The sequence below is a fragment of the Marivita sp. genome (assembly GCF_017643905.1).
Taxonomy (GTDB): domain Bacteria; phylum Pseudomonadota; class Alphaproteobacteria; order Rhodobacterales; family Rhodobacteraceae; genus Marivita.
Window position 1 is genome coordinate 1 of record NZ_JAEPMO010000068.1, and the last position, 23778, is coordinate 23778.

A 23778-nucleotide genomic window follows, 5' to 3' on the forward strand; every position below is an offset into this window, starting at 1 on the left:
GCGCCCGGGTTGGGCATGGGCGGCGGTGATGTCGGGGGTGACGTCGGCCTTTGCCGCGAGAAGGCGGTTGCGGACCTCATCGAGACCAACGTCTTCTTCGAGGAACCGGCCCGCCATCTGCGGTTGACCCGCGAGGCGGCAGAGATCAATCACAGCGCGCGCATGGGCGATGGCCTGAGCGCGAACGGTAGCGGTGTCGGCCATTGCGGGCTCACTTGCGGCCATGGTTGGCGTTTCCGCAGCCGGGTGTTCGGGGTCAGGCAGGGTGTTGACGTCTGCAACACCCTCGGTCTGCGGCTCCGTCGCTACTGGCTCATCGGGTTCACTTGCCGCCTCGACCACTTCTGGCGGCGCGTTGCGGAAGCGCACCACATCAAAGGAGGCCGCGAGTTTCACCGGCTCAGCGATCCGGTCGATGAAGCCGAGAGCCAGCGCGTCCTTGGCATCGAGCCAGGTCTCTTCCGCCATCAGGGCGGCGATCTCGTCGTCAGGTTTGCCTGATTTCGCGGCATAGCCCTGGATCAGGCTGCCTTTGACCTTGTCGAGCGCCTCAGCCGTGGCGCGCATGTCCTCGGCCGTGCCCATGACCAGCCCCGAGGGATCGTGGATCATCAGGAAGGCGTTTTCCGGCATGACGATGGTGTCACCCGCCATGGCGATGTAGCTTGCCGCCGAGGCCGCGATGCCATCGATCCAGACGGTGATCTCGCCCGGGTGCCGCTTCAACGCGTTGTAAATGGCGACCGCGTCAAAGACCGAGCCGCCGGGGCTGTTGAGACGCAGATCAATCGCCGCATCGTCGGGCAGCGCACCGAGCTCCGCGAGGAACCCCTTTGCTGTGACGCCATAGGCGCCGATTTCGTCATAGATCAGCACTTCCGTGCCCGAGGTGCGAGCACGGATCGTGTACCAGGATTTCATGGGGTTACTCCTGTTGTAGGTCGGTGCCCGAGTTATTGTCGGACGGTCCGTCACTCGAATTTGGATCGGGCAATTGGACGGGCGTTGCCCTTGCCCCCTGGGTTTCGCCGGGGCTGGCGCGATAGGTCAGGCCCAGATCGGCTGCCCGTTTCGCGTCGGATGCGTTTTCACGGTCAACCTCTTCGATGTCATAGCCGGTGGCCTCGACCACCTTGCGCCGGGAGGTCAGGCCCGCTTCCATAGCCAGCACCTGCGCCTGGATGTCTTTGAGCGGATCGACCCAATCCCACCGTGGCGGGATCCATTGCACCGGCCGGGCCGTGACAGGATCTGCAACCAAGGCGCCCGAGAGCACGGCCGTTTCCAGCCAGCGCCGCCAGATGGGGCGGCAAAGCTGGTGCGCCATGACCCCATGCTGAAGCTGGCCAATGCGGCGGCGGAACTCGACAAGTTCGGCCCGAAGGCTCGAATAATTCGCCTGCCGAACATCGCCAGTGACGAGGTGATACGGCAGACCGAGCGAGGCCGAAACCGCGAGCAGCGTCCGGTATTGAAACGCCTCGTAGCCCCCACCGACATCGGCGGGGCTCGAGAACTTCACATCCTCGCCGGGCAACAGCACCTGCATGGTGCCCGGCTCGAGGCTCGCAATCGCGGCTCCATCGAGATCGGCCTCACCTTCGCCCATCATCGGGTCTTCTGGGGCCGTCTTGGTGATGAAGCCCGCGAACATCGCCGCCGTCTTTTTGCGATCGAGTTCAGCGTCATCGTATTGGTCCAAGAGGAACAACCGCACCATGGCCGGTGCCACATGAGGCAGGCCACGGATCTGACCGGCGTCGATGGGCCTGTAGATGTGCAGCACCTCCTCGGCAGGCACCCGCACCGTGTCCGGCGCCACTACCCGCTGATCCGTGCTGTCGCCCGGATGACGGCGGCGGAAGTGATAGGCCACCCGCCGCCCGATCAGGTCGAATTCGATCCCGCAGCGAATGCGGTTCCCATTCGGATCCGTTTCGGTTTTCTCGAAGGGCAGCATCTCGGATTGCAGAAGCTGCAATTGCAGCGGCACAAGCAGCCCATCTTCCGCCCGACGGGGCCGAAGGCGAACGAAGCACTCGCCGGCCACAAACATCTCGCGCGCGACCATGGCCTGCAGGCCGTAGAAGTCCGTCAGCCCATCCGCATCCGCCTCATCTGTCCAAGCAAGCCAGAGCTTTTGCACCCGGTCGCGCAAGTCGGCATCCCCAATGAGCGACGAGGGTTTGATGCCATCCCCGACAAGGTTCGCGGCAAAAGCCTCGCAGGCATTGGCTGCGTACCCATTCGTCACCACCAGTTCGCGGGACCGTGCCAAGAGTCGTGGGCCGCCAGAGGCAACCAGCGCGTTGATGTTCTCCAGAGGTGGGTTCCAGCCTCGGAGCCGACGCTTGGCCATCGTCCCCTCGAGCCGCGCGCGCATGGCCTCAGGTCCGCCGGTGGCCCGGCGGCGGAACAGGTCGAACATCCCCATCTCTGTCAGAGCCCCTTAGTCGCTGTCACGCGGACATGGCGCACAATCCGCCGGCCCTCTGCCAAGGCGATGTCGCGATCGAGCGCTTCGATGGCCAGGTCGATCTCGGCCACAGAACGATAGTCCACCGTCTTTCCGTCGTAGCTGACCCGGGCGACGCCCGAGGATCGCTGCGTTGCGAGGGCCTCGCGGCGAGCGCGGAGGTCTGATGGTGACGGCATCTGTGTTGACCTTTCTGCGAAACGACTTTCAACTTTGCCATCCGCGATCAGTCGAAAGAGAACCCATGACACCCGCAGAAATCATGCACGATTTGCGTCAAAACAACTCGGATCCACGCGCATCAATGATGGCAGCACGAAAGCAACGCAAATCCATGGGACCAATTTTTGTCGATCTGGTCACACGGCTTGGGCATCAATCCATACGCGAAATGGATCCGTGCGACTTGAACGCTTTGCTCCCGGTTCTTTTCTTGCTGGGCGAGTGGCGTGAGCCATTCGCATATCGACCTATTGTCCGCCTACTGTCCCGTCCGTCGTCAATCGTCGAGCATCTCCTCGGCGTTCACGCCACCGAAAGCGGAAGCTATCGCGTAGTTGCAAGCGTATTTGATGGAGACCTTACCCCACTTTGTGACGCAGTCTGCAACCCACGCGCTGATGAGTTTCTACGGGGGACTTTCATGAATGCACTCGTCCTCGTAACTCTGGCACATCCGGAAAGAAGGAAAGACGTCGAGGATTTCTTCAGGGAATTCCGTGTACTTTGCCCTGAAGCTCCTGACGAAGTAATGATATCCTGGATGACGTCGATCGCAGAGCTTGGGATGGAAGACATGTTGGAAAGTATTCGCGTGGACATGCAAACTGAAAAACTTCCAGCTTACTACAAGGACTTTGCCACTTTCGAAACTTTGCTGCGTGAGACAATTGATGGAAACGGAGTGCCTGTTGGCGGTCGATATCGAAAGTTCCTCATCAGCGACGCTATCACTGATTTGTTGAAATAAACTGTGCTGCCCATCTGAACTGGCATTGGCGTTCAGCGCATATAGCTTGACCGCATGGTTCGCCGCCGTGCCGACGGGCGCGTCGGCGCTGCACTAGCTGCATCGTTTGCCGCAGTATCCGCTGTCACCGCCGATTGCCGCTCCATCTCAGCCCATCGCGCCTCGGACCAGCGGTCCGCGCCAAGGATCCACGCGGCCGCACGCGCATAGACACGACAGTCCAGCGCCTCGTTGCGTTCCCGCAGCTTCTGCCATTCGAGCTTGGTGAAGCCGCGCTTGGTCTTGACCGTCACCAGCTGTTCCGCGGTCAGCTGCTTTAGCCATTCGCTGTCGGCCCAGTGCGGCAAATGCACCGTTCCCGCCGGGAACGAAGCACCGGCGGTGATCTCTTCCGGCGTGGGGCGGTCCTGGCGCAGGAAGCGATAGGTCTCGGCCTTGAAGGTCGAGGTCGCCACCGACCACAGTCGCGCGCCCCGGCGCAGACGTTTGCCGCCGATGGTCGCATCGACATAAGTCGGCCCCGTCACAGGGCTGGAGCGGTTGAACCCATCGAGCCCTTTCACCGGGGCCACCTGCGCAAAGCCCACCTGACGCGCCCATGCGTAGACCGCGCTGGTCTCGTAGCCCGTGTCGATGGCCAACCGCGCGATGGTCATGGGCTGGCCGCTGGCGTGGGTCCAGACCCTGCCCAGCAGATCGTTCAGCTTTTGCCAGCAAGCCGGATCCGCGGGACCGCCCTCAATCACGATGTGATCAACCAGCCAGCTTTCCAAGCCCCGGCCCCAAGCCCAGACATCAACTTCGATGCGGTCCTTCTGCACATCAGCGCCTGCCGTCAGAAACACCCCGCCCACCGGCACCGTGCCCGGTTTCCACTCTTCCTTTACCCCCTGCAGCCGTTGCCAATCCGGCGCCTCGCCCGTCTCAAACCAGGTCTCGCCCAAAATAGTGTTGCGAAACGCCCGCATCGCCTCGTCATTGCCCAAGGCCGCCTCCCAGGCCCGCGCGATCCGCGCCCAAGAGAGCCAGCCAATCGGCGAATAAAGCGCCGAGAGGTGATAGCCGACCGTATGCGGATCGGACGATTGCGCTGTTGCTCGCCATTCCCCAGCGGCTAGCATCGCCGTCTTGTGGTGCTCGGCGATGGGCGCGTCGCAGCCCTCGCAATGGTATTCCGCCGTCTCAGGCTTGCCCTTCTCCCAGCGCAGGCGTTCAAACCGCAGCCATTGTTCCTGGTCACAATGCGGACAGGGCACGTAATACCGCCGCTGATCGCTCGCCTCGAACTCGCGCTCGATGCGCGATAGCCCCCGGATGGTCGGCGTCGAGATCAGCAGTGCCTTGCGCCTGTGCGCGAAGGTCAGCGACCGCGCCTCGGCCAGGCTGACCGGGTCACCTTCCTCGTCCGCCGAGGCCGGATAGGCATCGACCTCATCCAGAAACAGATAGCGCGCGGGCGTGGACTGCAGCCCCACCGCCGAGTTCGCGCCCGTCATGATCAGAATGCCGCCCGCGAATTCCTTCGACAGCATCGTGTTGCCGGCGTCGCGCGAGCGGGCAGGTTTAACCTTCTCCCGCAGCTCCGGGCTTTCCTCGATCAGCGGGTCGATCCGTTGCCGCGAATTGCGCTTTGCCAGTTCCACGGTCGGCTGCACCGCCAGCATCGGCCCCGGCGCGTGGTGCATCACGAAACCGATAAAGCAATTGCCTGCTTCCGTGGCGCCCACCTGAGCTGCCTTCATGAATACCACGCGCTGCACCGGACTGGCCGGGGAAAGCGCATCCATGATCTCGCGCATATAGGGCGTGCGCGCCGTCCGATACCGCCCCGGTTCGGCCGAGGCGCGGGACGAAAGCCAGCGATGCCGGTCGGCCCATTCCGAGACCGTCAGGTTCGGGTCGGGCCGGATGCCCTGCGACCAGGCGCGCAGCAGGTCCTGTGCCCCATCGAAGGCGAGGAGCTGCTCATCCAGCGCCAGTGCGGATCTCGGCGAGGCTGTCGAGTTGCGTGCGGACATGGGTTTCCAGAACTTTCTGCATCACCGCCGCCTCCACCGTGATCTCGCCTCCCAAGGCCGCCCCAAGCTCCGAGGCCATCAGCGCCGCCACGCGCCCCGGCCAGGTTACCCAGGCATCCCGTTCCTCGCGCGCCAGCCGGAACATCAGCGTTTCCGCCCGTGCCTTCTCGACCAGCTCGCCCTTGAGCTTTTGCAACCGCAGCCGCCGTTCCTGAGCCTTCAACACCTCGTTGGCGGTCTTGGCCTGAAGGAATGTCGTGCCGCCAGCCACGCTTGGGCCGGGCAGCCCTTCCTCGCGCAGAGTTTCTCCCACAGAGGCGACCGCCGCTTCGGGGACGGGTTTCAGCTTGGGCTTTGGCGCAGCGGTTTCTTTCGGCACGGCGCGGGATTTCGACGGGTCAGTCAGTGCGCTACGGCGCTGATCCGAGGCCGCGGCATCGATGCTGCCATCGGCAAAGAGGACCAGCCGCCCCGCCTCCTTTGCTTTCTGGATCGCGCCACGCGACAGCCCGACATGGGCGGCGTATTGGCGTTCACTCAGGCCTTGCATCGATCGCTCCGATTATCACTCAAAGTCAGTCGGTTATGTCGTTGATAAGCCTCAGAGACAGAGCGAACATCCATTCCACAAGGACGATGCAACTCACCCGGAGCCTACGCGATGACGACCCGCCCGAACCCAACCACCACCCCGCGCTTTGAGGCCCGCGCCGAGAAGGCCCGGCGCAACAGGGAAGCCGCGCTCGCCGCTTTTACGGCCAGGAAGACCGAGATCGACGAAATGCTCGCCCGCCTGCAGGCGCTCAGCGACGACCACTTCAACGCGCACCCCGACGAGGTGAACTGGGGCCACGTCGGCACCCTCGAACACTACGCCAGCCTCCTGAAACGCATCACCGACAGCGCCTTCGGCGAGGGCGAGCACGCCGGCTGATCTCCGGCGCTCCCGGAATTCCAGCCGCGCCGACGCGCGGCTCGGGGTTGTAGAAGCCCTCGCATGTCGCGCGGGGCCAAACCGGAGAAAATCCATGACCCAGATCCAACTGTCCGACGCTCAAGCCGTCATCCTCTCCACCGCCTGCACGCGCGAGGACGCGATGGTGTTTCCCGTCACCGCCAACCTCAAGGGCGGCGCGGTCGGCAATGTCTGCAAGAGCCTCCTCAAGCATGGCCTGATCGAAGAAACCCCCGCTGCCGACCTCAACACCGTCTACCGGCATGACGAGGAGCGCGGGCCGCTCACCCTGCGTGCCACGCCCCTCGCCTACAGCGCCCTCGGGATCACGGACAATCCGGGTGCGCAGGCAGAGGACCCCGAACAGGGCATTGCCACGGCAGCACCCGTGCACCGCCGCCGCGGCACCAAGCAGGAGGCGCTCATCGACATGCTGTCCCGTCCCAAGGGCGCGACCATCGAGGAGCTGGCCACTGCGCTTCAATGGGAGCCACACACCGTACGCGGCGCTCTCTCCGGAGCACTCAAGAGAAAGCTTGGACTCAAGGTGATCTCGGAGAAGGCAGAAGGTCGGGGGCGCGTGTATCGCTTGATGACGCAAGATCTGGCGTGATATCTTGATCAATACTCATGAGTAGTGTCCTGCCCTTGCAGAATCCTCCCACGTCACGATCGTGCGTTTGGAGGTTTCTGCCTGTACGAACCCTCAGTCGTTTAGAGCGGTGCCGTCTGCACCGCTCCCTCGCGATAAACTGGGCCAGCCGCGTGCTGGCCCTTTTTTTCATGCCTTCAACGCCGCCCGGATTTGCGCCTGGCTAATCCCGAACTGCCGGGACAGCACACTGGGCTTCACGCCCGCCTTGATCGAGGCCCGGATGAGATTGATTTGCGATTGGGTCAGTCCCTCGACCCTCGATGTGCCGGAGACTGCAAGCTCCGGCACCCCAACAGACGGAGGCTGCGCGGCAGCAACCAAGACGCCACGCCGCTCGCGTTCTTTCGTCACGGCGACCAGAAGGCGGTTCAGGTCTTCGTCCGTGAGATACCGCAGGGTCGCGTCCAGGTTCTGAGGTAACAGACGCCGACGGTGCTCGGTCGGCGCCTCTCCTCCCGATGGCGGCCCGGATCGCAGTGCGTGCTGTCCTGTGACGTCTGATCCCATACCTCACGATATACTTCCGAGCCGATCCACGACAATGGTGTCGCAGCAGCACATGCTGCTGCAGAAACAAGAGGGTCTCGCCCATTGGTATGAAATGCGGATTCAGTCGTTGCGTCATGATGTCTGCGCGCCTTTCCTAACAATCCGAACTGGGTTGTTAGACCCTCACGATCCGGCGGCTTTTGTGGTGATGCTGAGAATGGGGTCGTCCTCCTCCTTCTCGATCTGGGCGAAGGCTTCGACCATCATAGCGGCTTGAGGTCTGCCATTCGTCGTGCTGCTCGAAGGGCACAGCGCCTATCAGGCGCATGATCGACGCGTCGTTGGGGAGTGAGGGCATGACTGCCACCGGTCCGAAGGAATGCGCGCACGCCCACCACATCGGCCCGGCGTTTCACTTCCTTGTTCAAACGCTCGCGATGTTGCGCGCTGCGCCCCATGTATAGGAGCAGGGGCAGCGAGGAACCATGGGGACGTGGTCACTAAGTGTCATTTTGGGACACAACTGTTCGACAAGAATCTACCGTTTTCCATTTGCAGCAATACGTCGAAAGCTGGATTGCCTCCATCGCTCTTGATGGCAGTACTGACAACACGAGCACTATCCGTCTCGAAGCCCGCGAGTGGGCCACCCCAAACGACGGCACCCTCTGGCGTTGTTTCCATAGGATACCACTCCCCGTAGTGACCATCGAAGGCCGGACCGCGGAAAAACCCATCCTTAAGTTCAATCTCACCTGTGAAAAATACCATGCCGCCATTCGATATCCCGCAATAGTAGGTCCCATTAGGCAGGCTTAGTTCGGGCTCTAGAGTTTCCTTGGCCAACACTGCAACACGTATTTGCTCGGGCCTTAACATTAGCTGCGGTGCCCCGACGAATTCCATGCTTGGCATCATTTGTACGCGAAATCCGTCCCCGACTTGCTCAATTATCACAGCTTCTCCCCAGATGCCTTCCATTGGACTCGCCTCAATTAACATTCCGGGAAAGTAGCCGGAGGCCGCCGAAGGCGGAGCCATGCTAACAGCTGAACTCAAATCATTTTGAGCATCAGAAGCTTCTACAATTTGCGGCGAAAGTGAGGCCTCATCTGTGGTCCGTGTTGAAACCTCGGGCGAGCCCTCAGTGGCTGTTGATATTTTCAGGCGGATGTTCTCCTCGGTCGCGAGCAGGACTTGCGTTCTGGAAACAACATAAAGCCCAGAAGCACATGCGATTTCATAGCCATTTGTACCATGCAATATCTTTGTCACCGAACACCGTTCCCATCGGTCGGGCAGATACGTAGGGGATGCAATGACCTCTGTACCTGCAGCAAAGAGGTCTCTTGCAGCGGGATTGATCAAGAGCCCTTCATTGTTTCCGCTATCTTCAACAACGAACTGGGAAGGAACAAAGTATTGCAAGGTTCCGCATGAAAGTTCGTACATCTGTGAGGCAGATTTGTATTGTTTTACCGTACATTTTTCCCATTTTTCCGGGTTCATTAAGGGCGAAGCTATAACTGAAGAGCCCTCGGGAAAAACCTTGGCTTGAGCAAACAAGGGCGATACTAAAATCATGGCAGAAATGGATAGAAAGACCTTTGCGTAGCTCATCACACTCTCCTTTGATAGCAAGGCCTTCGCCGACACCCCGTGAGTGAGTGTTGGATCAAACTCAGGATTATCGGAACGGCTCTTGCAAGCAAGAAATTTCCGGGTGGATTGATGTGACGTCGCGCGACCGCGCCCTGAGCCGGGCAAGTGCCCACCGAATTCAGCATTGGCGCCGCTGCCGGGCGTGATCCCCCTCCCTGCACCACGATTGCCGTGCGCCCTCGTAGGCCTAGGCGAGAACATTCAGTGCCTTGCGTTGCCGCGCGCTGCGCAGGCCGAGGTCCAGCGCCAAGGCATCGATGGCGCGATAAAACCGTCTCGGATCCTGATGGACTCAAAAAGCCGCCGCAGAGCGAACGATCGGAACAGGCTGACGATCGTGAATATCCCGCCCATCACAAGATTTTGCCGCAACGTTGTTTGCAACCCAAAGATCGGAAAGATCAGCATTTGTGTCATGACAGCGACGCCGTACCCGACGATCACGTTGGTGATGGCTTCGATCAGAGACATGAGGCGGGACTGTTTCATGCCTCAAACCCCAAACGGTTCAGCGCATGACGAAAGCTCGCTTCCTGAAACTCCCGGTTCATACTGCCATTTTGGAGGTAATGTTCACCTGGAACGCGCAGGGCAATGGTTTGATTGGAGCAATCAACGGCCGGCAGATAGGCGATTGCCTGCCGATCAAGCGCAACGAGGGCGTAGAGATCAAAGGCATTTTCCGGATATCGACGCCGCCCACCTTTTCCTGCGCGTCGGAGATGAAAAAAGTACCCCGGCGTCGAGCGCGTGCGGGGATCATGGTTTTTCGGCTTGCGGGTTGATTTGACCTGAACGCGAAGCAATACCCCATCGACATCCACCAGGATATCGTACGGCAGCCCTTGATCGCTCAAGAACGCGCGATAGCCGCTCATGATGAGGTCGGCACACACCAAGTGCTCGGCGGCCTTGCCAACCTCCAGATCATCACTGCATTCGACGTCGGGCCGGGCAGAGGCGCTGTCGTGCAAATCAAATCCCAGGTGTTCAAACAGCGATTGCTGCATGCCCCGCCTCCCGTTCCGGTGCAACGTCTTCGAAGGTCTGCCCCGTTTCCGACAACTGCGCCTCGCGGCCGGTGAAATCTTGCCAACGACGGATAATCACATCGATGTATTTCGGGTCGAGTTCCAGGAGTGCTGCCCTCCGCCCCGTCGCCTCGGCCGCAATCAGCGTGGTGCCGCTGCCGCCGAAGGGATCAAGCACCAGATCACCGCGCTGACTGGAATTGCGCAGCGCCCGCTCAACCAGTGCCACCGGTTTCATGGTCGGGTGCAGGTCGTTCTTGTGCGGCCGCGGCATCTGCCAGACATCGCCCTGGTCCCGATCCCCACACCAATGGCGCTTGGCTCGTTCCGGCCAGCCATAGAGGATCGGCTCATATTGCCGCTGGTAATCAGACCGCCCCAGCGTGAAGCGGTCCTTCGCCCAGATGATAAAGGTCGACCAATGGCCGCCTGCGGATTTGAATGCCGTCTGCAGCGTCTGCAGCTCGCTGGAGGACATGCAGATATAGACCGCGCCATCGGTGTGCGCATTTATGAGCACACAGGCGTCATACAGGAACTGCCCGAACCCGTCGCCAAGGGCGTCATTCTTGATCCTGCGCCCCTTCCCCGCCTTCTCGGCGCCGACGCCGCCGGCGTAATCGACGTTATAGGGCGGATCGCAAAAAGTGAGGTTGGCACGCGCGCCATCAAGCAGGCGTTCAACATCGGTGGTCACCGTCGCATCCCCGCAGAGCAGTCGATGGCCGCCAAGAAGCCATAGATCGCCCGGGCGGCTGACCGGATCCTCAGCGGGTTCTGGAACCTCGTCGGGGTCCGCGCCCCCTCCGGTACCCGCCTCCGGCTCAGCCGACAGCAAGGCATCCAGTTCGCCGTCATCGAACCCGATCAGCGACAGGTCGTAATCCTCGGCCAACAGGTCCTGCAGTTCCGCCGACAGCAGCGCCTCGTCCCAGGTCCCGAGTTCCGTCAGCTTGTTGTCCGCGATGCGATAGGCCCGGCGCTGCGCCTCAGTCAGATGACCCAGCACGATCACTGGCGCCTCGGCCAGCCCGAGCTGCGTTGCCGCCAGAACCCGGCCATGGCCCGCGATCAGCTCCCCGTCCTCGCCGACAAGGCACGGCACGGTCCAACCAAACTCGGCCATGCTGGCGGCGATCTTCGCCACCTGGTCGTTCCCATGCATCTTGGCGTTCTTCGCGTAGGGCTGCAGGCGCGCAAGCGGCCAGTGCTCGATCCGCTCGGGGGCGAAGGCGAGGGTCATGGGTGTGATCCTGTTCGATAGAGTGGCGCGCGGCAATCGACGGGCGGTGCGGTGGAGTCCAAGAGCGGGGTCCAGCTGGACTCCGCGGGTGGACTCCGGAGGTGGCTTCCAACTGGACTCCGGAGTCCACCAGGTATCCACCTGTGGAGTCCATCTAGCTGTTTGATTTTACGATGCTTTCAGGCGATCCGTGGTGGACTCCAAGCGGGGTGGACTCCCAAAAAAATAGCCCTGACGCTAGCGAAGTTCCGGACCTCGCCCCCCCGAATACGGCTACAAACAGGAGGGACCCGTTCAATTTCAATGTGTTACGCGGCGCAGCATTTTGAGCGGAGACAGTTTTTTCGGAAAACCGGTCACCATTTGGCCTGCTGCAAACCACCCACCCTCACGCGCGCACCTCTCGACTTACCACCCACATACCGACGAGACGGCAAAAGTGTCTGGAACTTTTTTCATCGATGCGATTTTTTTCAGAGCGAGGGATCATCGGCACGCGCGAGGTCAATCACCTGCTGCCTTGAGAGGTGCTGGCTGACCTGCCGGCGGTTCAGTTTGTGCGCAATGAAACAGAGGCCAAAGACCCAGTGGTGATGCGCCGAGGACCGCTGTAGCCCCACCGTCCGGCAGACTTCGCGCCAGCGATAGCCATAGGCGCGCAGCCAGACGATCTGGCCGTCAATGGGCTCCAGCCCCGCCGTCCAGGTCAGCGTCTCCTCCATCCGGCTGATGGAGGCGGGCGATGGCAGAACGCGCATGGGCTTGGGTTCTTGGCCTACCTTATCGGCGAAGCTCCGAACCACTTCGGGCCAGGTACTGAAATACCCCGACAGCCGAGGCTCTGGCAGCCGCTTGAGAACGAAGGCCGCTTCCGAGAGGCGGGCCTCCACCAGCTTCGGCGTCCAGGCGCTCATCGCTGCGTCTCCTCTTTCATCTTGCCATAAAGCTTTTCCCCGAGCTGGCGGACGAGTTCGCGCTCGGGCCAGGTGAGCCGGTCATCGTCGATGCTGACCGCGAGCAGTCCCGTCTCGCGCCAACCGTCGCGCTTGACTTGGTCGGGGCCCCGACGATCGCCGCCATAGCCATGGGGATGCCATCGCATGGATTTCATCGGCGCACCCCCGGGAAAAGAGCCGCGTAGCCGATGACGTCGATAAGGCTGTCCTCGTGTGCCGGGTCATGGGCAAGGCGCACGAGTTTCAGATCGATCATGCACAAGATCACATCGGCCGCCGAGACCGGTCGACCGAGCGTAATCGACCAGCGGACAGCAATGGCGGCAAAGGCCGCATCAGCGGCGCCGTAGGTTTGACCTCGCTCTTCAAGGACCGCAGCCGCTTTATCGAGAAGAGCGGCACTCATGCGACACCGCCTTGGGGTTCCAACGCCCAGTGAAGGATTGCGATGGCATCAGCCTCGTTGTCATCGGCGGGGCTGTATCCGCGGGAACGTGCGGCCGCGATCATCGTATCTTTGGGCGCGTTACCCTTTCCGGTGGCGTGACGTTTTATGGTGCCAACCGGCACACCCTGATAGGGCACGCCCCGCAGTTCGGCCCAGGTTTCCAGCGTGGCCATGAGACCGCCATAGACATGCGCCGCATCGGTGCCGAGGTGGCGGCGTACTTCTTCGAAGTAAATTGCTTCGATTGGACCAGACAGGCGGTCGATCTCGGTGACCCAGTTCGTGAACCGGAGATAACGCATACCGCCGCCGTCATAGCGCCCAGGCTTGAAGCTGGCCGTGCCGCTTGTAATCAGGCCATCAAAGCCGCGCAGCGCCCAGCCGGTCGTGGTGCCAAGGTCAAGGGCTAGGATGCAGGCTGGCCTTGCGTCTGCCGTCGCGAGATTGGCGCTTTCGGTGGTCGATGTTACCCTTGAGGCATCTTTGAGCGCGATGCCGCCAAAGCCGCGCCAAATCCTCGTCTGCACTTTCTCGTAACCTTTGCCTGCTACTGCAAGGGCAAAGCGCTTAACAGAGCCGACACGGGTCTGGTTCTGCTCGGCCCAAGCCTGCCAATCGGCAAACAGCTCTCTTGTCGGCGTTACCGTGTCGACGGCTGGCACACATCGTTCAGTCAACCAAAGATCAAACGCCGTAGAAAAACTACCCATGGCGGTTATGGCAGGAGAACCTGATAACGCCGTACACCCGCGCGCATGTGCGCGCGTAACGGTCATATACCTATGACCTGCCATATCCGCCATATTCCTTGTTTTATTGATCATTATAATCCCCCTCGAATAGGTCAGCCTTAGTGTCCTTAATCTTGATCCCACGGTATCCGCGGGTCGTCATGCTCTTGAATTTCTCGAAGCCACGCGTCGTCAGGGTTTCCGAAAAGCGCTTCATCGACCCGGCATATTCGCCGTTGGCCTCAGCCCAGGATCTCCAGCTGTTGAAGAGATCCGTAGATCCGGCCCAGAAGGACTTGTTGCCGGTCTCACAGCGGTCATCGATCCAGCGTCCCAGGGCGTCCTCAGCCTCGAAGTAATCCTCTGTGGCGGCCATCACGGCAGGCGGCGGACGTAGGCCATGCTGTTGCCATTCCAGACAGCCTTGCAGCGCCCAGGCGAGTATTCCGTCCCGTTCAGCGAGAAGCCTGTCAGGCAGGCGCTTGTCGCGCTTGGCCGCAGGGATGGTGACAGTGAACGGCACCATGTGCAGCCGCCGCTTCATCGCCTCATCCACATTGCGAATGGTGGGCTTGTGGTTGCCAACGATCAGCAGCTTGAACTGCGGTATGAACTCGAAGAAGTCCTGCCGCATAAAGCGGGCTGTGATCTTGTCGCCCCCGGTTAGCGCTTTGAGCTTGCTCTCCGCCCACCGGCTGCCTTGTTCCGTCTCGATGGACGTCACCACACGCGCGCCCCGCAGCCCTGCCATATCGGTCGGGTGCCGATCCCCATGGCTCGCCATAAACATGTCCATGGGCGCGACGGTGGCGTAGTCACCGAGGATTTCCGTGAGCGTATTGGCAAAGACGGATTTGCCGTTGGCCCCTGTCCCGTAGAGAAAGAAAAGCGCGTGCTCGCTGGTAACGCCGGTCAGGCAATAGCCGGCCATGCGCTGGAGGTAGGATTGTAGCTCAGCGTCGCCGCCTGTGACGGTTTCGAGGAAACTGAGCCAGATCGGGCAATTGCCCTTGGGCGCTGCGGCCGCGATCTTCGTCATGCACAGCGCCTGATCATGGGGTTGGGATTGCCCGCTGCGCAGATCAAGCACCCCGGCTGTCGTGTTGAAGAGCCAAGGGTCACGATCCCAGACGTCGGTTGTCGTGGCATGGCGACGATCACTGCGGGCCAAGCGTTCAACAGCGGCAACGGTTGAGGCGGCCGAGAGCTTTGTGCGGACCTTAGACGATGGCGAGCGCACGGCGGCCGCCCGACAGACCTGACGCGCCAGGTCAAAGGCCTGCAGGGTGTCCTCTCGCTTCCAGATGCGACCCGTCCAGGTCAGCCATTGGCCCCAGCCAGCCACATAGCGCCAGGCATCGGAATGCTGATCCGCAAAAGTTGACGCGAGAGCATCCTCGGAAAACCGCACGGGGCTTGGGCCTGCGTTACCAGAGCCATCGCCACCTCCATGACCAGGCTCTGGCTCTAGGCGATCTTCATCGGGGATTTCCCCGTTGCGCGCCTGATCCAGCCGCCATAGCCGCTCTGCCTCTTGCCGGAGGCGCGCATCGGGCCACGGGGGATCAATGCGCGCGTCGTTATAGGCCACAATCTCAGCCCAGGCTTCCGCAGGCGTGACATGCCCTTCGCGGCTTCGGCGGATCCAATACCCAATCACACGAGAAAGCGCGTCAAACCGGGTCGTACCATCCACCCCACCTTCGCGAACGGGCTTGGCAAAAAGCTCTGGTACGCTGCCACGCTTACCGGGTGCGGCGTTGAAATCCAACGCCTCGGCCGCAAGGCCCTCCATTGGAGGCATAGCGAAGATGGCCTCCGCCAGTTCACCAAGGTCAAAGTCAACGGGGCGATAATCGAGGATAGAGACCAACCGTTTGGTGCCAGACTTGGCATGAACGGAGCCTGCTACCCGAATGGGCTGATGCGCGGATTTGAATGAGGGATCGCCACCAACCTTGGCGGCAATCATCTGGCGCGCCCGGCAGACGCGGGCGATGTCCTCTCCTTCGGCAGGCTCTGTCAGCCGCCAGTAAAGATGGAGCTTGTCCTGCCCCTCGGGTGTCACGCCACCTGATGCCACTTCGAGCGTTGGTGTGCCAAGGTGCTGGATAAGATGACTGCGTTTTGCCGCGATATCGCCGTGATCGATGTCGACCAGAACAACCTGCATCTGGGCAATATGCTCAGAGCGTGCGGCACCCGCCTCATGAACCGTGCCCGGCACGACAAAGAGCGCCATGCCCGTTTGTGCGGCCCAGTCTGCTTGATGGGCAAGCTTAACCCCAAGATCCTGATCAACAGGCAAGAATGGCGTATGCGGCGGCGCGTCTGCAGCACCCTTTTCCGCAAGTGCCCGGACAGGTGCGAGAAACTCGCAATAGCCGAACACAACATCAGCATAGAGCGCGATCGTATTCGCATCAGGGACAACAGGATCGGCCGCATCGGCTGTTTGCACATGATCGGTCATGCCCAGCACCTCGCGGCGTAAGAACAGAACCGGCATTCAAAATGCTCTGTATCGCTCGTGTGGCGGGGCAGCTGCTCGCCCGCATCGCAGGCGCGCAGGATCTGGACAGCCTTATCACTGGCGGCCTGCGCAAGCGCCCCATCAAAGGGCACCAACTCGTGCCATATTTCACAGGTGTCTTTGTTGATCGCCGTAAACAGCGCCGGGTTCTCTGTCAGCCCGAGATATGCCTGATAGAGCGCAATCTGCGCCGCATAAATGGGCTTGGCCTTGACCACCCCGTGCTTTTCGATGGCGCGCCAGTTCTTGGCATTGGCCGATTTGCATTCCCAAAGCGCAGGCACCGCCATGCCGTTTGGCGCGGCGACAACCACGCCGTCGGCATGTCCTTTGACCCGGCCGCCGGCCACGGAAAATCCAAACTGATCGCCATGCCGGTTGCGGGTGCGCAGATCGAAGCCCGCCTTGCGCAGCCACTCGATCGCCATGTCTTCCAGCACATGCCCAAGCGCAAAGATCCGCAGCGACTTGCCCGAAAAGCCGCCGCCTTCATCCTTGGGGGGCTTGAGGTATTCGTATTGCAAGCGCCGCGCACAAGCATCGCCCAAGCGGCTGCCGCCGAGGTAATCGCGGGTTGGTCGCGCGTCGTTTTCACTGACGAGGGCCTGATCGATGAGCGCATTGACGCTCTCGGCAAAGCTCGGAGGCTTTTCGCGGTGGTTGAAGTCCAAAAGCGCGTCGGTCAAAACGGCACCTCCGAACTTGCGCGTGGCGCCGAGGCCAACATGCTGGCTTGGAAGCCATCGACCGCTGCTTCAGCCAGTTTTCCGGCCTGAATGGCCGTGAGGTCTTTGAAGCGCGTCGACCAGCCGATTTCGCCCATGAGCAGGCCCATGGATTTCATGGCATGCACAAGTGCGGCTTTCTCACGATCATCGGGATCAATCATTTCGGCCCCCCTCAAGTCGAAAGGCCGGGTGCCGCCATCGTGGCGACTTCAGGGTCGTCTGTTTCATGGTGAGGGTCTCCAGGGGGACCCTCTTCACTTACCGACGAGACCTACAAAATGTCGGAAAGAACATATAGTGAACATCGAGATTTAGCGAATGTTGCCAAATGACGGTGAATGATGGCAAATGACACCATATGTTGTTCAATGCTGCCATTAAAAACAACATATAGACATTTTGGGCGGCTTCCATAGAATTCAACCAAGGCTCGCAACTGCCCCGATTCGTTCGAGCAAGACACCCCCTGGAGAAGGAAACCGCCTATGGCCTCATTCAACCCGCGCAGTTTCACCAGCCCGGACCGCCTCAAGAGCGTTTCGGCTCAGCATTTGCTGACCTTCTTCGAGAAATGGCAGGATTATTTTGCCAATCGTGGACTGACGTTGCCGCCGCAAGTTGACGATGAGTTCCCCTATGACGAACTGGCGGGCATCCTAATGAAGCCTGATGACAAGGTTCCCCAAGACATGGTGGACGCGCTCTATTACGTCCACGAGACTGCCAGCAAGGAAAATGCCGAGGAACTGATCGACGCTGCAGAACGCGCAGGGCTGTCGCTCGAGATTGGCGAAGAGCCCTCAGACGCTGATATCGCCCTGCAAATCTGGTTGCACAAACCCGATCTCCTCCGGCGCATGCATGCCGAAACAGTCGCGTTCACACGCTCGCGGTTCATCTACTTCGCTGGCCGGGATGGTCGTTCGCGACCGGCACCTGACCCGACCGTCGCGCAGACCGGCGAAATGCAGGAAATCATGGACCTTTGGTTCGATCGCAAGCGGCGGGGAAAAGGGAGCCGGATTTTCGCTTTTCCACGGGGCTCGAAGACCTGGTTCTTGGTCCGCCATGGCGAACCGATGCGGCGAGAAGGCCGTCACGAGGAAGACGGCGGCGCCGCAATCGCATACTACCGACCGCAAAAGCATGATGTGGTAATCTATGATGGGGAATCCGACGAACTGGCGGTGAATGCCGGAACGAAAGGGGAGATTGAGCTTTATCTCCGCACTTTTGGCAGGGTTTTGTTCGAGAACGAGGAGTATTTCGACAAATCAAACCGCTTCACGCTCGATCCCCTGCTCGAAAAAGGCGCCAAGGCGCTCGAGAACGAGACGGTGCCAGAGATTTCGAGGGTGCGCCTGATAGAAATTGAACGCTTCTGGGGCGGACAGGCCAAGGAAAAGGAGGTCCGCAAGGCAAATGATCTCTTCCTCGCTTGGGGCGACGACTGGTCACGGCGCCTTGCTGGCGGCTCAATCGATCGCGCAGTCCTGAAAGTCAAATTTGACGGAGACGGCAAGGAACGCACCGTCTCCATTCTGCCGCCGAGCCTTGCACGCTACGATCGTGACGCCGATAGCGATCTGATTGATAGCTGGCTGAAAGATCAGGGTTTCTGCCGCGCCAACAGCGGAGATGACGATGATGACATCGACGTTCTGGACGACGATTGAGCGCACCCCCGGCTATGCAACTGACACGCGTGAGTGGCGAAGCAGTCTGGTAGATTGCTGGGACGTAGCCCAACTTTATCTCTCCAAGATATCGAAGTTCGCGGATCATATCGAATGTCCTTGGCCCGGCGGCGAAAATTGTCCTCGCCGGGTGGTGCGTCATGAGGACGGGTCATTTCGCGCGGTGTGCAGCGATCCGATGAGGCTTTGTGATCCCCTCGACATCACTCGTGACGAAATCCACATACGGGAACTTGACCGCCGCAAGCTGTTTGCTGATGTGGCTGCCGCTCTGGATCTGGCTATGACAGCGCCGCCTGAGCGCCAGGCATCCCTGCTGCACATCGGTGACCATCAGCTTGCCGCAGGCCGGAGTTTTCCGGTTTTCGCAGCCCTCTCAAGCCCCAGAGCACCCCTCGGCAAGGCCGATCTGCTCGAGCTCGATCGTCGCAAACTACCATTTATCCTACTGGTCACATCGCTTCGCGCGATCGAACAGGATGTTTCGAGCTTTCTCAGTGCTCGAGGCGGGCGCGTGTTGACCTATGCCGAATGCCTGAACTTCGCCGCCGCACCGGGCAAAGGATTTGTTCCCGTCGCGTCACTTGCCAATCTCTTCGCGGCAGAGATATCGGCACTTACCAACGCCGATGACAGCCCCGAAGCACCGGTGATGACGCTTCCAGTAAATGCGCGCTGGTCCGATCTGCGTTTTGCGTTTCGCGAGCAGGCAGTGCTGAACGTCAGCCATCGTGGCCAGAAGCCAGTGCGTCTCGAACCTGACCAGATCGGCATGCGTGACGACCGAAACGGCAAACCCAACCGCCAGTGGCGGCTGCTCCTCGCCTGCGCAGCGCTCGATGGGGCCCTGCCACGGTCCTTCCCAGTTTCTACGATCAACGGGCGACGCCCAGCAAGCCACATCCTTCGTATACTTGATGAATTCAAGCGTGGTTACGACAAGCAGCGCCAGACCCTCGCCGTCACATTGCGGGAAAAGTTCGGGATAGAGGACGATCCTTTCCTCGTTCGGGATGACTGCTTCGAGGCCCAGTTTCTTGTCGACGCTCAGGGCCTGCGCCAAGGCCAATCTGATCAGCGCCAGCGAAATTTCGTCGACGAAGACTGACCCACCCTCAAAAATTTTTCCACCCGGAAGCCGCTGAAATCACACAGATTTCGGCGGCTTCTTTCTTGTGCGCGCCGCCATTCCAGGCCTCCCAACGAAATTTCGCTGGTGCCGGGTATTCGGGCCCTCGAGCCCGTCCACTTGGACGAAGGCGAATACCATGGAGCATCTCAACGCACTGATTGACCCCGCATCGCGCATCAATCGCAACATCAACATCCGCGCCGCGCGCCTTGCGCATTCTGGCGCAGCTCCCGGCCTTGATGCTGAGGACATCGCGCAAGAACTCAGGGAAGAGGTTCTGCGCCGCGCAGAACAGTTCGACCCCGAGCGCGCCTGCTTTGACACCTTTGTCGATCGCATCGTCAAAAACAGGATCGCGGATCTTGCACGCCAAAGTCAGGCCGCAAAGGCCAGCCGCAAGACGCAGTCGTTCGAAACACCGATCTTGGGCAAGAACGGCGAGGAAGGACTGACACTCGCCGATACCCTAAATGAGGCCTCTCCCACCCACAGCGTCGATGATTTTGCAGCCAAACATGGCGCGGGGCTAAAGAGTGACGTCGCTACTTTTCTGGCATCCCTTTGTCCCAGCTCGCGGCGCATCGCCATCGCTGTGAGCGAAAGTTCAGTTGCCGAAGCGGCCCGGATTTTGGGCCTTCATCGCAGCACGATTTATGAGCGGCTCAGCGCTATTCGCAAAGCGGCCATAGCCATGGGCCTCGACGGCTATTTTGAGGTCGCACCCCGACAGTTTGCGCCCCGCGTCGGTAAGTAGGGCCAAGAGAAATTCACTAAACATGCCGGGCCTTCGGGGGAATATAAAACCCTTGGGGAAACACCTCGACCGCAAGCTCCAGGGCGGCGTCGGGCCCGGCAGTTGTCACCCTAATGACGACCCCTGGGCATGACGAAACAGGAGCTGGATGATGTTCACATCACCTCTGAAAAAACTCCGCCAGTCCACCTGGCTCAGCGCTCTCCCGGACACGATCGCGGTCCCTGCCATTGGCGGCAGGCTCGCCCGCAATCTGCCCATTGAGCGCGCCACCCTCGATCAGATCGCCTTCGCACTTCTGCCCTTGGAGCAGGAGCGTCGCGAGATTGGTCGAAAAATCATGGCCCTCGAAGAGATCATCACGATGGCCCGCAAACAGGGGGCATTGGGCGCCGATATCGCTGTGACCGCCGCCACCCAGGAATTGGAGGCCCACCAATGATGAGCCCAACCAAACCTTCATCGTTTCGCTTCATCACCGCAGATGAGCGCTTGAAAGAAACCCGCGGCATCAAAGGGGTTCTCACCGGGATTTCCGGCATTGGCAAAACCAGCCAGCTTTGGACCCTCGATGCGGACCGTACGCTCTTCGTAAACCTTGAGGCTGGGGAGCTGGCCGTCCAAGGCTGGCCCGGTGACGAAGTGCGCGTCCGCGACTGGGAGCGCGCCCGCGATTTGGCAGCCTGGATTGGCGGCCCCAACCCCGCGATGCGGGACGATCAGGCTTATAGCCAGAAAGACTATGAGCGGGTTTGCCGCCTCTTTGGCGACCCAAGCCTGCTGGACAAATACGACACGATCTTCGTGGACTCGATTTCGGTCGCCTCCCGCATTTGCATGCAGTGGTGCAAGGGCCAACCGCAGGTGCAATCCGACCGCAACGGCAAGCTCGATCTGCGCGGCGCCTATGGCCTGCTCGGGCAGGAAATGATCGGCTGGCTGACCCACCTTCAGCATACGCCGCGCAAGAACATCTGGCTCGTCGGGCTGCTCGACAAAAAGGCTGATGATTTCGGAAAGCCCTATTTTGCGCTGCAAGTCGAAGGCTCCAAAACCGGCCTCGAACTGCCCGGGATCGTCGATGAGGTCATCACCCTCGCCGAAATCCAGCCCAAAGAGGGCAAGGCGCATAGGGCCTTCGTTTGCACCACGATCAACCCCTTTGGCTATCCGGCCAAGGATCGCAGCGGCCGCCTGACAACAATCGAAGAGCCCCACCTTGGGCGTCTGATGGGCAAGATCCGCAGCGGTCAGCCCACCAGCAGCGCGCGCGCCCTGAGCTTCGACATGCCGCCCGAGGCCGACGCCATTCCCAACCCGACACAGACGCAAGGAGCATAAGCCATGGCCAGCGATATGGATTTCAACGGCGCCGACGCCCAAGACGCCGCTTTCGACCTCATCCCCGCAAATACGCTGGTCAAAGTGACCATGATCATCCGCCCCGGCGGCGCTGGCCCCGAAGGTTGGTTGACACAAAGCCAGACAAGCGCCGCGCAATATCTCAACACCGAGGCCATTGTGATGGGGGGCCCTTTTGCGCGTCGCCGTATTTACACGCGCATCGGCTTCCGCGGCAAAGGCGTGGATGCCAGTGGCGTCGACAAATACGCCAACCGTGGGCGCGCGCTTATCCGTGGCATCCTCGAGTCCGCCCGGGGCATCAAGGCCAATGACCAGTCCGAGGCCGCACGGGCCGCGCGCCACATCCGCAGCCTTGGCGATCTCAACAGCCTCGATTTTGTCGCCAAGATCGGCATCGACAAAAATCGCGATGAGCCTGATGAGCCTGGACGCAATGTCATCAAGGCCGCTGTTGGGCCAGAGCATCGCCAATATGCTGAGATCATGGGTGGTCAGCCGGCCGCCATGCATACGCCCCCTGCTCCTCCACAGGGCTACAGCGGCGGCGTGGTGCAGGACCCTTACGCGGGTTCTGATACCGCCTCTGACGGCGGCGCACCCTTCTGGGCACGGTGAGGGAGGCACGCATGATCCCTCGCGATTATCAAAGGGCGGCGGTCGACGCCGCCCGCGATAGAACGGCCGAACATGGCAACACGATGCTTGTGCTTCCGACCGGCGCTGGGAAGACGGCTATTGCCGGCTTCTTTGTCGGGGAGGAAGCCGAGCGCCAGCGCGATGCGAAGGTGCTCGTCCTACAACACACGGATGAACTCATCGAACAAAACCGCACTGCGATTTCCCGCATCTCGGGTCTGCCATCCTCCGTTGTCAAAGCCGAGCGCGATGACTGGGGCGGACATCTTGTCTTCGGGAGCGTGCAGACGCTAGCGCGGGCCAACCGGCGCGACGGGATGCCGGCTGTCTCGCATCTCATCATCGACGAGTGCCACCGCGCCGCCGCGGCCAGTTATCAGTCTGTCATCGAACATGTGCGCGCCTTGAACCCGCAGGCAAAACTGCTTGGCCTGTCCGCAACCCCGGGGCGCGGTGACGGGCGCAGCCTGCGCCGCACCTTCAGCAATGTCGGCTATCATCTGCGGATCGGCACGCTGATCGCCCGCGGGCTTCTGGTCCCGCCACGCACCTTTACCATCGATCTTGGCGTCGATGACGAGTTGGCAGGCCTCGCCAGCACGGCCGGTGACTATGACATGCGACAGGCTGACAAGGTCCTGAACCGCTCCGTGCTGAACGAAGCCGTGGTCGAGCATTGGAAAGACAAAGCGTCTGACCGCCGCACGATCTTTTTCTGCGCCACCGTCGCACATGCCGAAGCGGTGGCCGGCGCCTTCATGGCGGAGGGTATTTCCGCTGCCGTCATTTCCGGCGACATGATCAGTTCCGAGCGTAGCGAGCTCATTGCCCGCTTTGATCGTGGTGACATTCAGGTTCTGGCCAACTGCATGGTCCTGACCGAAGGCTTCGACAGCCAACCTGTCGGCTGCATCGGCATTCTGCGCCCAATGCTACACAAGGGGACATTCATCCAGGCTGTCGGCCGCGGTCTGCGCCGTGTCGATCCTGAGCGCTATCCCGGCATCATCAAGACCGATTGCATCGTGCTCGACTTTGCCGGCGCGGCCCTTCGGCATGGATCTCTTGAGCAGGATATCTCGCTTGATGAGGATGAAGCCCCCGCAGGCGCACAGCCTTGGAAAACCTGCCCCTCTTGCGAGGCGGAACTGCCCCTTGGCGCTTCGATCTGCGATTTTTGTGGTCATGAGTTCACGCGGGCGGCCGGAGAAACGCAGGTTCTGACCTCTTTCGAGATGACAGAAATTGCCCTGCTCGATCGATCGCCGTTTTCCTGGGTCGATCTGCACGGTGACGATA

The 23778-nt window shown here is 60.8% G+C and carries 27 protein-coding genes and 1 pseudogene; 10 read left to right on the forward strand and 18 right to left on the reverse strand.

Annotation, left to right across the window (positions count from 1 at the left end):
* The 3 genes from JJ869_RS12055 to JJ869_RS12065 form a co-directional block, all read right to left on the reverse strand.
* A partial coding sequence (locus JJ869_RS12055) for a head maturation protease, ClpP-related (RefSeq protein WP_292267479.1) occupies window positions 1-921 on the reverse strand: 921 nt, incomplete at its 3' end.
* A gap of 4 nt (window positions 922-925) precedes the next feature.
* Window positions 926-2428 (reverse strand): phage portal protein, encoded by a 1503-nt coding sequence (locus JJ869_RS12060; RefSeq protein WP_292267481.1) that lies wholly within the window; start codon window positions 2426-2428, stop codon window positions 926-928.
* Between the two features lie 11 nt (window positions 2429-2439).
* Window positions 2440-2655 (reverse strand): hypothetical protein, encoded by a 216-nt coding sequence (locus JJ869_RS12065; RefSeq protein WP_292267482.1) that lies wholly within the window; start codon window positions 2653-2655, stop codon window positions 2440-2442.
* A gap of 65 nt (window positions 2656-2720) precedes the next feature.
* On the opposite strand from JJ869_RS12065, the gene JJ869_RS12070 reads away from it, so the two are divergent.
* Complete coding sequence (locus JJ869_RS12070) at window positions 2721-3446, forward strand: DUF1186 domain-containing protein (RefSeq protein WP_292267483.1); 726 nt, start codon at window positions 2721-2723, stop codon at window positions 3444-3446.
* A gap of 32 nt (window positions 3447-3478) precedes the next feature.
* Here JJ869_RS12070 and JJ869_RS12075 read toward each other — a convergent pair whose 3' ends face one another.
* Window positions 3479-5464 (reverse strand): phage terminase large subunit family protein, encoded by a 1986-nt coding sequence (locus JJ869_RS12075; protein ID WP_292267484.1) that lies wholly within the window; start codon window positions 5462-5464, stop codon window positions 3479-3481.
* The gene (locus JJ869_RS12080; protein WP_292267485.1) at window positions 5412-6014 is read right to left on the reverse strand and encodes a hypothetical protein; all 603 of its coding nucleotides are present in this window, start codon (window positions 6012-6014) and stop codon (window positions 5412-5414) included. The genes JJ869_RS12075 and JJ869_RS12080 overlap by 53 nt, the downstream gene beginning before the upstream one ends.
* 111 nt (window positions 6015-6125) lie before the next feature.
* Here JJ869_RS12080 and JJ869_RS12085 point away from each other — a divergent pair, with 111 nt between their 5' ends.
* Window positions 6126-6398, forward strand: coding sequence for a hypothetical protein (locus JJ869_RS12085; RefSeq protein WP_292267486.1), 273 nt, complete (start codon window positions 6126-6128; stop codon window positions 6396-6398).
* A gap of 94 nt (window positions 6399-6492) precedes the next feature.
* Window positions 6493-7032: a DUF3489 domain-containing protein gene (locus tag JJ869_RS12090; RefSeq protein WP_292267487.1), complete on the forward strand. Its 540-nt coding sequence runs from the start codon at window positions 6493-6495 to the stop codon at window positions 7030-7032.
* A 168-nt stretch (window positions 7033-7200) separates the two neighbouring features.
* Here the strand turns inward: JJ869_RS12090 and JJ869_RS12095 are convergent, their stop codons facing one another.
* The 13 genes and pseudogenes from JJ869_RS12095 to JJ869_RS12155 form a co-directional block, all read right to left on the reverse strand.
* Window positions 7201-7581 carry a hypothetical protein gene (locus tag JJ869_RS12095; RefSeq protein ID WP_292267488.1) on the reverse strand — a complete coding sequence of 127 codons (381 nt, stop codon included), beginning with the start codon at window positions 7579-7581 and terminating at the stop codon, window positions 7201-7203.
* Window positions 7582-7746: 165 nt separating this feature from the next.
* Window positions 7747-7997, reverse strand: a pseudogene (locus tag JJ869_RS12100) (transposase); the annotation flags it as partial.
* A gap of 73 nt (window positions 7998-8070) precedes the next feature.
* Window positions 8071-9183, reverse strand: a complete 1113-nt coding sequence (locus JJ869_RS12105) for a hypothetical protein (RefSeq protein WP_292267489.1) — start codon at window positions 9181-9183, stop codon at window positions 8071-8073.
* 243 nt (window positions 9184-9426) lie between these two features.
* On the reverse strand, window positions 9427-9714 hold the full coding sequence (locus JJ869_RS12110; RefSeq protein WP_292267490.1) for a hypothetical protein: 288 nt from the start codon (window positions 9712-9714) through the stop codon (window positions 9427-9429).
* Complete coding sequence (locus JJ869_RS12115; RefSeq protein WP_292267491.1) at window positions 9711-10235, reverse strand: group I intron-associated PD-(D/E)XK endonuclease; 525 nt, start codon at window positions 10233-10235, stop codon at window positions 9711-9713. Before JJ869_RS12115 ends, JJ869_RS12110 begins: the two co-directional genes overlap by 4 nt.
* The gene (locus JJ869_RS12120; RefSeq protein WP_292267492.1) at window positions 10216-11499 is read right to left on the reverse strand and encodes a site-specific DNA-methyltransferase; all 1284 of its coding nucleotides are present in this window, start codon (window positions 11497-11499) and stop codon (window positions 10216-10218) included. The genes JJ869_RS12115 and JJ869_RS12120 overlap by 20 nt, the downstream gene beginning before the upstream one ends.
* Before the next feature lie 473 nt (window positions 11500-11972).
* The gene (locus JJ869_RS12125; RefSeq protein ID WP_292267494.1) at window positions 11973-12413 is read right to left on the reverse strand and encodes a DUF6362 family protein; all 441 of its coding nucleotides are present in this window, start codon (window positions 12411-12413) and stop codon (window positions 11973-11975) included.
* Window positions 12410-12601 (reverse strand): hypothetical protein, encoded by a 192-nt coding sequence (locus tag JJ869_RS12130; RefSeq protein WP_292267512.1) that lies wholly within the window; start codon window positions 12599-12601, stop codon window positions 12410-12412. The genes JJ869_RS12125 and JJ869_RS12130 overlap by 4 nt, the downstream gene beginning before the upstream one ends.
* Before the next feature lie 5 nt (window positions 12602-12606).
* The gene (locus tag JJ869_RS12135; protein ID WP_292267495.1) at window positions 12607-12861 is read right to left on the reverse strand and encodes a DUF6378 domain-containing protein; all 255 of its coding nucleotides are present in this window, start codon (window positions 12859-12861) and stop codon (window positions 12607-12609) included.
* Entirely contained in the window at window positions 12858-13316 is a 459-nt protein-coding gene (locus JJ869_RS12140) for a hypothetical protein (RefSeq protein ID WP_292267514.1), read from the reverse strand. The genes JJ869_RS12135 and JJ869_RS12140 overlap by 4 nt, the downstream gene beginning before the upstream one ends.
* Window positions 13317-13716: 400 nt before the next feature.
* A complete protein-coding gene (locus tag JJ869_RS12145) occupies window positions 13717-16143 on the reverse strand; it encodes a phage/plasmid primase, P4 family (RefSeq protein ID WP_292267496.1) in 2427 nt (808 codons plus the stop codon).
* Window positions 16104-16853, reverse strand: a complete 750-nt coding sequence (locus JJ869_RS12150) for a hypothetical protein (RefSeq protein ID WP_292267497.1) — start codon at window positions 16851-16853, stop codon at window positions 16104-16106. Before JJ869_RS12150 ends, JJ869_RS12145 begins: the two co-directional genes overlap by 40 nt.
* On the reverse strand, window positions 16850-17056 hold the full coding sequence (locus JJ869_RS12155; protein WP_292267498.1) for a DUF6511 domain-containing protein: 207 nt from the start codon (window positions 17054-17056) through the stop codon (window positions 16850-16852). The genes JJ869_RS12150 and JJ869_RS12155 overlap by 4 nt, the downstream gene beginning before the upstream one ends.
* A 390-nt stretch (window positions 17057-17446) precedes the next feature.
* On the opposite strand from JJ869_RS12155, the gene JJ869_RS12160 reads away from it, so the two are divergent.
* The 7 genes from JJ869_RS12160 to JJ869_RS12190 all read left to right on the forward strand — a co-directional run.
* Window positions 17447-18571, forward strand: a complete 1125-nt coding sequence (locus JJ869_RS12160) for a hypothetical protein (RefSeq protein WP_292267500.1) — start codon at window positions 17447-17449, stop codon at window positions 18569-18571.
* Window positions 18540-19700 (forward strand): hypothetical protein, encoded by a 1161-nt coding sequence (locus JJ869_RS12165; RefSeq protein WP_292267501.1) that lies wholly within the window; start codon window positions 18540-18542, stop codon window positions 19698-19700. The genes JJ869_RS12160 and JJ869_RS12165 overlap by 32 nt, the downstream gene beginning before the upstream one ends.
* A 67-nt stretch (window positions 19701-19767) precedes the next feature.
* Window positions 19768-20478 carry a sigma-70 family RNA polymerase sigma factor gene (locus JJ869_RS12170; protein WP_292267503.1) on the forward strand — a complete coding sequence of 237 codons (711 nt, stop codon included), beginning with the start codon at window positions 19768-19770 and terminating at the stop codon, window positions 20476-20478.
* 151 nt (window positions 20479-20629) lie between these two features.
* Window positions 20630-20920: a hypothetical protein gene (locus JJ869_RS12175; protein WP_292267505.1), complete on the forward strand. Its 291-nt coding sequence runs from the start codon at window positions 20630-20632 to the stop codon at window positions 20918-20920.
* Window positions 20917-21819 carry an ATP-binding protein gene (locus tag JJ869_RS12180; protein ID WP_292267507.1) on the forward strand — a complete coding sequence of 301 codons (903 nt, stop codon included), beginning with the start codon at window positions 20917-20919 and terminating at the stop codon, window positions 21817-21819. Before JJ869_RS12175 ends, JJ869_RS12180 begins: the two co-directional genes overlap by 4 nt.
* 3 nt (window positions 21820-21822) lie before the next feature.
* Window positions 21823-22458, forward strand: a complete 636-nt coding sequence (locus JJ869_RS12185) for a hypothetical protein (protein WP_292267509.1) — start codon at window positions 21823-21825, stop codon at window positions 22456-22458.
* Between the two features lie 11 nt (window positions 22459-22469).
* Window positions 22470-23778, forward strand: a 1309-nt coding sequence (locus JJ869_RS12190) for a DEAD/DEAH box helicase (protein WP_292267510.1), incomplete at its 3' end; no start/stop codon positions are given.

What these genes read in the sequence shown, in the direction of transcription:
- JJ869_RS12075 (WP_292267484.1), bottom strand. Translation starts at nt 5,464, where the DNA reads ATGTCCGCACGCAACTCGACAGCCTCGCCGAGATCCGCACTGGCGCTG.
- JJ869_RS12095 (WP_292267488.1), bottom strand. Translation starts at nt 7,581, where the DNA reads ATGGGATCAGACGTCACAGGACAGCACGCACTGCGATCCGGGCCGCCA.
- JJ869_RS12070 (WP_292267483.1), top strand. Translation starts at nt 2,721, where the DNA reads ATGACACCCGCAGAAATCATGCACGATTTGCGTCAAAACAACTCGGAT.
- JJ869_RS12090 (WP_292267487.1), top strand. Translation starts at nt 6,493, where the DNA reads ATGACCCAGATCCAACTGTCCGACGCTCAAGCCGTCATCCTCTCCACC.
- JJ869_RS12180 (WP_292267507.1), top strand. Translation starts at nt 20,917, where the DNA reads ATGATGAGCCCAACCAAACCTTCATCGTTTCGCTTCATCACCGCAGAT.
- JJ869_RS12155 (WP_292267498.1), bottom strand. Translation starts at nt 17,056, where the DNA reads ATGATTGATCCCGATGATCGTGAGAAAGCCGCACTTGTGCATGCCATG.
- JJ869_RS12105 (WP_292267489.1), bottom strand. Translation starts at nt 9,183, where the DNA reads ATGAGCTACGCAAAGGTCTTTCTATCCATTTCTGCCATGATTTTAGTA.
- JJ869_RS12110 (WP_292267490.1), bottom strand. Translation starts at nt 9,714, where the DNA reads ATGAAACAGTCCCGCCTCATGTCTCTGATCGAAGCCATCACCAACGTG.
- JJ869_RS12060 (WP_292267481.1), bottom strand. Translation starts at nt 2,428, where the DNA reads ATGTTCGACCTGTTCCGCCGCCGGGCCACCGGCGGACCTGAGGCCATG.
- JJ869_RS12185 (WP_292267509.1), top strand. Translation starts at nt 21,823, where the DNA reads ATGGCCAGCGATATGGATTTCAACGGCGCCGACGCCCAAGACGCCGCT.
- JJ869_RS12130 (WP_292267512.1), bottom strand. Translation starts at nt 12,601, where the DNA reads ATGCGATGGCATCCCCATGGCTATGGCGGCGATCGTCGGGGCCCCGAC.
- JJ869_RS12115 (WP_292267491.1), bottom strand. Translation starts at nt 10,235, where the DNA reads ATGCAGCAATCGCTGTTTGAACACCTGGGATTTGATTTGCACGACAGC.
- JJ869_RS12145 (WP_292267496.1), bottom strand. Translation starts at nt 16,143, where the DNA reads ATGCCGGTTCTGTTCTTACGCCGCGAGGTGCTGGGCATGACCGATCAT.
- JJ869_RS12175 (WP_292267505.1), top strand. Translation starts at nt 20,630, where the DNA reads ATGTTCACATCACCTCTGAAAAAACTCCGCCAGTCCACCTGGCTCAGC.
- JJ869_RS12080 (WP_292267485.1), bottom strand. Translation starts at nt 6,014, where the DNA reads ATGCAAGGCCTGAGTGAACGCCAATACGCCGCCCATGTCGGGCTGTCG.
- JJ869_RS12125 (WP_292267494.1), bottom strand. Translation starts at nt 12,413, where the DNA reads ATGAGCGCCTGGACGCCGAAGCTGGTGGAGGCCCGCCTCTCGGAAGCG.
- JJ869_RS12120 (WP_292267492.1), bottom strand. Translation starts at nt 11,499, where the DNA reads ATGACCCTCGCCTTCGCCCCCGAGCGGATCGAGCACTGGCCGCTTGCG.
- JJ869_RS12165 (WP_292267501.1), top strand. Translation starts at nt 18,540, where the DNA reads ATGATGACATCGACGTTCTGGACGACGATTGAGCGCACCCCCGGCTAT.
- JJ869_RS12135 (WP_292267495.1), bottom strand. Translation starts at nt 12,861, where the DNA reads ATGAGTGCCGCTCTTCTCGATAAAGCGGCTGCGGTCCTTGAAGAGCGA.
- JJ869_RS12065 (WP_292267482.1), bottom strand. Translation starts at nt 2,655, where the DNA reads ATGCCGTCACCATCAGACCTCCGCGCTCGCCGCGAGGCCCTCGCAACG.
- JJ869_RS12085 (WP_292267486.1), top strand. Translation starts at nt 6,126, where the DNA reads ATGACGACCCGCCCGAACCCAACCACCACCCCGCGCTTTGAGGCCCGC.